General features: G+C 33.4%; 7 protein-coding genes and 1 tRNA gene. 7 read left to right on the plus strand and 1 reads right to left on the minus strand.

Translation table 11 applies throughout. The annotated features are described in order from the left end of the window. Window position 1 precedes the first annotated feature (1 nt). From lptG to J5V48_RS07250, 7 genes are all read left to right on the plus strand, one after another. Window positions 2–1,069 carry an LPS export ABC transporter permease LptG gene (gene lptG / locus J5V48_RS07220; RefSeq protein WP_219937901.1) on the plus strand — a complete coding sequence of 356 codons (1,068 nt, stop codon included), beginning with the start codon at window positions 2–4 and terminating at the stop codon, window positions 1,067–1,069. Window positions 1,070–1,120: 51 nt separating this feature from the next. Then, a tRNA-Leu gene (locus tag J5V48_RS07225) sits at window positions 1,121–1,205 on the plus strand. A 186-nt stretch (window positions 1,206–1,391) separates the two neighbouring features. Then, the gene (locus tag J5V48_RS07230; protein WP_219937902.1) at window positions 1,392–2,579 is read left to right on the plus strand and encodes a tyrosine-type recombinase/integrase; all 1,188 of its coding nucleotides are present in this window, start codon (window positions 1,392–1,394) and stop codon (window positions 2,577–2,579) included. 147 nt (window positions 2,580–2,726) lie between these two features. Further along, the gene (locus J5V48_RS07235; protein WP_219937903.1) at window positions 2,727–3,572 is read left to right on the plus strand and encodes a DUF6731 family protein; all 846 of its coding nucleotides are present in this window, start codon (window positions 2,727–2,729) and stop codon (window positions 3,570–3,572) included. After that, complete coding sequence (locus J5V48_RS07240) at window positions 3,569–3,991, plus strand: hypothetical protein (protein WP_219937904.1); 423 nt, start codon at window positions 3,569–3,571, stop codon at window positions 3,989–3,991. The genes J5V48_RS07235 and J5V48_RS07240 overlap by 4 nt, the downstream gene beginning before the upstream one ends. Before the next feature lie 452 nt (window positions 3,992–4,443). Then, complete coding sequence (locus J5V48_RS07245) at window positions 4,444–4,896, plus strand: Panacea domain-containing protein (RefSeq protein WP_219937905.1); 453 nt, start codon at window positions 4,444–4,446, stop codon at window positions 4,894–4,896. Window positions 4,897–4,900: 4 nt separating this feature from the next. Next, window positions 4,901–5,731: a hypothetical protein gene (locus J5V48_RS07250; protein WP_219937906.1), complete on the plus strand. Its 831-nt coding sequence runs from the start codon at window positions 4,901–4,903 to the stop codon at window positions 5,729–5,731. A gap of 391 nt (window positions 5,732–6,122) precedes the next feature. Here the strand turns inward: J5V48_RS07250 and J5V48_RS07255 are convergent, their stop codons facing one another. Then, on the minus strand, window positions 6,123–6,935 hold the full coding sequence (locus J5V48_RS07255; RefSeq protein WP_219937907.1) for an HNH endonuclease: 813 nt from the start codon (window positions 6,933–6,935) through the stop codon (window positions 6,123–6,125). Window positions 6,936–7,366: the final 431 nt, after the last annotated feature.

Consider the following 7,366-nt stretch of genomic DNA (forward strand, 5'->3'; position numbering starts at 1 on the left):
TATGTACAGCATTTTAGATAGATATGTGGGAAAGAATGTAATTCTTTCTATTCTCCTAGTTTCAGTTTGCCTTACACTGTTTGCTGCTCTCATACAGTTGATTGATGGATTACGATACATTGGAAGAGGAAATATTGATTTTCTGTTTGTGCTCTATTATGTAGGTCTTAAGCTTCCATCTATATATGTTACATTCTTCCCGATTGCAATTCTTATTGGATGTGTTGTCGGACTTGGATTGATGGCCCGTAATAGTGAGATTATCATTCTTCAGTCAATTGGCTTATCAAAGCTAAGTATTGGTCTTTCCTGTGTTAAATCAGTGTTGCCTTTTATTCTTGTTGTAGTGTTTATTGGTGAGACATTAGCTCCTTATTATGATAGGAAATCAGAATCAGAATTCGACAAAATGTCTAATACTATTGGAATTTCTGTTACAAATGCAGGAGCATGGGTAAAAGAAAACAATAATTTTTACGGAATAGCCGCAATTATCAATGGAAAAAAGATGGCCGGTGTAGTCAGATATGAGTTTGATTATTCAGGACAGCTCAAGTCGTTTAGAAAAGCCAGTTCCGGAGAGCTTGTTGACGGAAAATGGAAAATGAAAAATGTTATTGTTCAGGAGATGAATGATAACGAAGTAAAGAATTATTTCATGAATGAAGAAGAATGGCCTTTAAATGTTACAGAAAAGCGACTTTCAATTCTTTGTGAACTGTCAGAATCTATGTCTGTGTTGCAACTTTATGATTATATAAAATATATCGAAACAAATGGTGTTGATTCTAGCCGCTACCGCCTGAGCTTTTACAGTAAGATCATTTCTCCTTTTATTATGCTCGTTATGATGCTTCTTGCACTTTCAACTATTTTTGGTCCACTGCGTTCAATGAATATGGGAGCGAGAATTCTGGCTGGTATAACACTTGGTTTTGCATATTATGTGCTAAATCAGATAGTTGCTCCATTCAGCCTTGTTTATGGTATACCTCCATTCTTTGGAGCAATTTTTGCTTCTGTTGTATTTGCAATATTAGCTGTATATCTTTTACGTAGAAAATCGTAGTTATTACTTTACAATTCAAAGTAGTAAGGCTATAATTTTTTAGCTTTTGATGCCTGAGTGGCGGAATTGGTAGACGCAGCGGATTCAAAATCCGCCGTAGAAATACGTGTGGGTTCGAGTCCCACCCCAGGCACCATTTCTATAAAATTTTACCTATCCCAACCTATCCCAAAATCATTTAAAACTCGCATTCTGATACGCTTTAACTTATAATTAACCTATCCCAACTTATCCCAACTTAACCATATCATAAAAGATAAGTCACTCTTAAGTCACTCCATTGTATTTTTACTTTAGGAGTGACCAAAATGAGGTTAATTATATGACACCTATTCAGTTTAATGCCCTGGCAAAAAAGGCTAAAGATACAGCTAAAAAGATCAATCATACTGTAGAACAGAATCTGTTTATAAGAATTGCACCTACTGGAACTGCAACTTGGTATGCAAAAGCCAAACAGAATAATAAGACTCTTAATAAATGTTTAGGCAACTATCCAGCAGTTTCTGTTGCTATGGCCAGACAAGCAAAGAAAGAATGGATTAAGACTATTTCCGTTATTCCAGACATCAGCGCTAATGCTTCTTATACAGTTAGAGAAGCCTTTAATGATTGGTATGATAAGAAGAAACTTGTTGCACGTTCCTTTGAATATATGAAGCTACGCGTTGAACGTCATATTCTTCCTATCTTTGGTGATATTCAGCTAAAGGACCTTACAGCTTATGCCCTCATAACCGCTTGGAAGCCTCTTGAAGATAAAGGTCAGGTCGAAACCTTACGCAAGCTTTGTGATTATGTTAAGGATATGGCTATCTTTGTGCAGAATACCGGCCGTTTAGAAGACATGCATGACCTTACTCATATCAAGGTTAATTATCCACGTAAGCAGGCAGAACATTTAGCTGCAGTCACTCCTAAAGAACTGCCTGAACTCTTCTATGCCCTTGAATGTAAACCGCGAGTTTATGGTGTGGTATGGAATGCAATGTTAACTCAGTTTTATACCTTATCGCGCCCAGGTGAAATTGCTGAAATGAAATGGGATTGGATAGATTTCGATAATGAAGTTATTCGCTTTCCAGCTGAGATAATGAAGACAGGCAGAGTTCATGAAGTGCCAATGTCAAAGCAATTGAAGATCTTGCTACAGAGTATGCCTCAGGTTTATGACTATGTATTTGTAAGTGACCATACCAAACACAAAGGAGAACCTATTAACCGTGAATCAGTCAGACTGATGTTTTCAAAAGCCGGCCTAGGTGGTATTCAGACTGCCCATGGCATACGTTCAATCGGTGCTACTTGGTTAGCTGAGCAGGGGTATAGAGAAGATGTTGCTGAAATGTGTCTTGCCCATTCATCAGATAATCAGGTTAGAAAAGCTTATCAGAGAAGTGACTTTCTGGAAAAGAGAAGACCATTAATGCAGGATTGGTGTGATTATGTCGATCAGTGCAGAGCAGAGGCTCATGAGAAGATCAGAAAGGAATTAACTAAGCAAAGTTAGTTTGAATAAGCTAACATAAAAGTAATAATAATTCCATTTTACTGATGTCAGTAAAATGTACTATACTTTAAAAAATAAAAAAAATCCTCGTTGTCTAGTCATGGAAACAATGAGGATAAATGTGTTTACAGGGCCATTATATTAAGTATGGAAAGAAATGTACATTTAACTTTTGAATTTTTCAAAGTAACTCAACCAAAAGATTCGTCATTAAATTTTGAGGATATTTTAGTTCGATTATTAAATAAAGATATTACTCAAAAAGATAAAAGAATAGTAACTTATGAAAATAACTCTAATGAGATAGTTATTGTTTTTACAAAAGTAAGAATGAACAATATTCCAGACAAAATTAATGTAAATACTGGATCTTGCTCTCCGATAGAACTTAGAGATGATGAAGGTTTAAGTGAAAAAGTTGTTTTTATTTTTAATAAGAAATTAAAAATTGTAGCAATTCAGAAAAATGTAAATTCGATAACATCTACAGGTATATTTAATTTTATACGAACTGAGATTGATGATAGTAAGTTTGAAACAGGTTTTATTATCAGACAAGACGTCTTAGATCAGTTATATAAAATGAAACTGATTACCAAGTGCGAAATTAAAATCGATTGTACCAAAGATTTGTCTTGTTTAAAGGATAGTAACATCAGTATTTTTGATAAAATTGCAAAACAGGAAGATATCGGTGCTAATTTATTAAATATTACATTTTCAATGGGAATAAATAGTAAGGATAGTTTAGCTGATGTCTTGATAAACAAAATTAAAAATCTCAGCTCATCAAATAGTGATGCAATCAGTTCATTGAATTTATATGGCAAAGACGAAGAAAATAAAAGTACTGTATTAGATTTACTTAATTTTAAGTTGGTAGACAAACAAGAAATCAAAGTAATTAAAAGAAGTATTGATAATTCACTGTTAATATCAAGTGCTAAAAATGCGATAAATAACAATTTAGACATATTAAAAGGTCATTTATGATTATGTATAGAATTTTTGAAAAGCATGCAGGTGCTATTGTATTTGTAATTACAATATTTGTTTTATTTTGGCTTAAAAATATGCTTTGTATGACAAAGATAGAAAGTTCTTTAACAGATTTTTTGAACATATTTTCAATCTTTGCTGGCTTTCTAACTACTTCTATTTCCATTCTTTACTCTATTCAGGATAAAGATTTTATTATTACAGCAAAAACTTCTGGAGCCTATCAAGATTTGTTAAATCTGATCTATAAGGCTATTGGATGCTGTGTTCTTTCAATTGTAGCAGTTATAATTGCAAAATTAATAACAGTTGACTCAGTTAAGCTTATAGCCTTAAGTATTTGCTTTGGTGCTTTATCTGCTGTCATCTTGACTGGTTTCTTATTTATAAAACTCATGTGTCTTAACAAATAAGGCAGTATCTCTACTGCCTTAAACTCACCTATTTAGATTGTATCCACAATAAATCGGCTTGTCGTTTTGTCTGATGATTTTGCGAGCTCTTTAATCTGATTCATCTCATCTTCAGTACAGACAACAACAATGCGCCCTAATTTCTTAAGTTCTGGTGCTTTGTTATGTCCTGTGGTTCCAACAGGACGTCCTGCACCTTCTCTGTATCAGCCTCTCTCTTAACCTCCAAGATTAGAGCTTAAGAATAGCTAAGCGCCAAAAATCGTTAATTTTGGAGCTTATTTTTTTAATGAAAAAAATAAACTAAACTTTATTTTTTTTATTTTTTTGTAAATATTTTTACCTTTGTTACGGTAGAATAAACAAAAATTTATATACTAGTATATATATCTTAATTTTTACCTAGAAAAATCAACTTTTAAAAAGCAATGTTTACATAGGTGGATATTCAAATGGAACCTTTAAAACTTGCCGCATATGTTATACAGTATTGTATAAACAGGGGTAAACCTATATCTAATTTACAGTTACAGAAAATACTATATTTTATCCAATTACAGTCTATAAGACGGACCGGAAATCTGATCATGCCAAAAGCAATTTTTGAAGCATGGAGATTTGGACCAGTAATCCCCGAGGTCTATTCTGTATACTGTTTATTTGGTGCATATCCTATTGAGTCTGTTATTGCAAATACAGCTCAATCTGACATGATATTTACCAACACTAATTATATAGATCAAGTAATTGACGAATGTTTAAGAAGAGAACCTTGGGAACTTGTTGCCCTAAGTCATAGAGCTAATGGAGCATGGGAAAAAGCTAATAATGTAGGTTGGAGAACCATCATCCGGAATGAAGATATTATTGCTGAAGCTCAAAATTTTAATTTATTAGAAAATTAAATATATGAAAAAAGATCAGTCAGAGCCATTTAAAAAATTTATTGAAGAAATAGCTTCATCAGTTATTAAAACTAGAGACAAAGCAGAAGCTCTAACTAAATCTGCAATGTCAATATATAAAGAAGGATGGAGACATAATTACAGTGTTGTAACTGCAATTATAATTAGCAAGGATCCAAATAATTCGTTAAATGATTTAACTAATATTCTAAACAATATTGATATTATTATTGGAATTGTTGAAGAATCAACAGATCCTAAAATGAACAAACCAAAAGAGCTTGTAGCAGAAGCAGAAAATTGTCTTTCTGGATTGATAAGATTAAAAGATCATGTTTCACTTGAATTAATCAGACTAGGATACATAAATAGGATAAAAGAAAATTTTGATAAGTTTAATATCGATACAAATGAAGTTATATCAAAGTACAAAGAAATTAAAAGAGTTTTAATAACACAAAAGAACGAAGCGATAACAATTTTAGGTATTTTTGCTTCTATTGTTACTGTATTTGCCGCTGGCATTGGTATCTCATCTGCGATATTTTCAAATATGAATGACATTGGGACATGGAGACTATATTCTTTAACTTGTCTAATAGTGCTGTTTATAACAAATATCCTTGCTCTTTTATTTGATTTTCTCCGTGATATAGCCGAAAAGCCTAAGACTAAACATGATCATATCTGGGCATTAAACATAGTGCTTATTATTGTATCTGTATGCTGTTTCTTAGTAAGTTTTAGTGACGAAATACCACAGTCACAGAATCGGCTCACTTCATCAGTGAGCTGCTCTATCACTAACAACTCAGAGTCAATATCTAAGCCGTAGCCAATAACTACGGCTTTCTTTTTAAATTAAACTTTAATTATCCCAGGAGTCAATAACTATTACTAATACAGCATCTCCATCTTCATCTTTATCTGGACTTGTTTTCGTCTAGTTTGACCTTGATTTATAAGCCTTCTATTTATACTGACTTTTTAGGATAAGTCAGCAGAAATCTCTCTAACTTACTTACAGAGATATAAGCATTTTTACACCTCACGTTATTCCATAAAATGCTGTCTAATAAAACTCTTTGTTGTTATGCCAGCAAAACGGTATTTGCCATTATCAAAGTGAAAAAGAAAACAAAGATTGAAATAAAATCCCTTACATAGCCATCGATAATTATCAAAATATACTGTTCTTCTGTCGTCTGTGGAATGGTAGTTCATTCTTATTTCTCCTTTTCCCTTCTTGCTTGTGCCCTGGCTCTTTCTTTTAAGAGCTTTGCCTTATATTTATCCGGTTCATTCTCTTTTAAATAAGCTCTGCGCTCATTGGCCCATTTGTTTATTCGCTCTCTGTTCTTCTCTCTGTACGCTCTCTGTTTTTCAAGATATTCCTGATGTCTTACTGGATCTGCCATAATCTCTGCCAGTCGCTGTTTGGCATATGCAGCTCTTTTAACCTTAACTTCAGGATCATTTTTTCTTCTCTCATAATTCATTTTGTTATGACGTTTGGCAGCTTCTTTTGGTCCTAACATCTTAGATTTAGCGCATATTAATCTTGCTCTTAAAAGGTACATCTCCCTTTCTTCTCTGGAACTCTTTGCAGTGCATCCTAATTCAGCCATGACAGACAGTTCACTGCGTTCAACGCATTCAAGATTAAAAATGTCGAAGTTTCTTTTATTACCATCCATGAAGATAACAGTCTTACCTTCAGCACTCTGTCCTGGATGATTCTGTTCCCAGATATAACGCTGATACTGCATCCAGTGATTAGGCTCTGCTACCTTGATCCTTACGTAATCTTTCTTAATCTGAAATGATCCAACCGGTCTATGTCTCCAATGTTTCTCTCCGCGTGCTACTTCTGAATTACTGTAGCAAAGACCAAGCTGAATTCCATTGTCATAGCAATGAGAACAAAGAGCCTTTTCAGTAAAATCTCTATCAAATCTTCTGTTAATTTCTTCAGCAAGTTCTCTTCTGGAATTAAAACCATGTTCACGCAAAGGGCAGACAGACTTAACAAAATTCATAATTTCATCAGTCCATTTTTTGTCTTTTCGGGTCCATTTCCTACCTAGAGTGCTCAATTTGAACTCCTAAAAGATTGCCGTTAACTTTTACGTCATAACCATGTGGATTTTTACAGCATTTGAGTGACATCAAAAACTAAATTCTTGGTACACAAAACTTCTTAATAGAGTAACAATTGCAACTCAAATGCTGATACAAACAGCCCTCTTTTTCTTGCGACATACAAAACTTTTCTAAAATTCTAGTAACACCAAAAATCTAATTGAGTAACAACCAAAACAAAAACTAGTAACACTCAAATCCAGATCTTGATACAGTAAATACTTTTTTATAAATTCAAGTAACAGTAAAAGCCTAATCTAGTAACGCTTAAATTAGGCTTTTGTGTGTTATGATGAAGGAGTTAACTTAAAAGGCAGAAATGGAGGTT

The organism is Succinivibrio faecicola, assembly GCF_019448115.1.
In the GTDB taxonomy this organism is placed as follows: Bacteria; Pseudomonadota; Gammaproteobacteria; order Enterobacterales; family Succinivibrionaceae; genus Succinivibrio; species Succinivibrio faecicola.

Bases quoted from the DNA above. Each gene is read 5' to 3' on its own strand.
- J5V48_RS07230 (WP_219937902.1), top strand. From the start codon at position 1,392: ATGACACCTATTCAGTTTAATGCCCTGGCAAAAAAGGCTAAAGATACA.
- J5V48_RS07250 (WP_219937906.1), top strand. From the start codon at position 4,901: ATGAAAAAAGATCAGTCAGAGCCATTTAAAAAATTTATTGAAGAAATA.
- J5V48_RS07245 (WP_219937905.1), top strand. From the start codon at position 4,444: ATGGAACCTTTAAAACTTGCCGCATATGTTATACAGTATTGTATAAAC.
- J5V48_RS07235 (WP_219937903.1), top strand. From the start codon at position 2,727: ATGGAAAGAAATGTACATTTAACTTTTGAATTTTTCAAAGTAACTCAA.
- J5V48_RS07255 (WP_219937907.1), bottom strand. From the start codon at position 6,935: ATGAATTTTGTTAAGTCTGTCTGCCCTTTGCGTGAACATGGTTTTAAT.
- lptG (WP_219937901.1), top strand. From the start codon at position 2: ATGTACAGCATTTTAGATAGATATGTGGGAAAGAATGTAATTCTTTCT.
- J5V48_RS07240 (WP_219937904.1), top strand. From the start codon at position 3,569: ATGATTATGTATAGAATTTTTGAAAAGCATGCAGGTGCTATTGTATTT.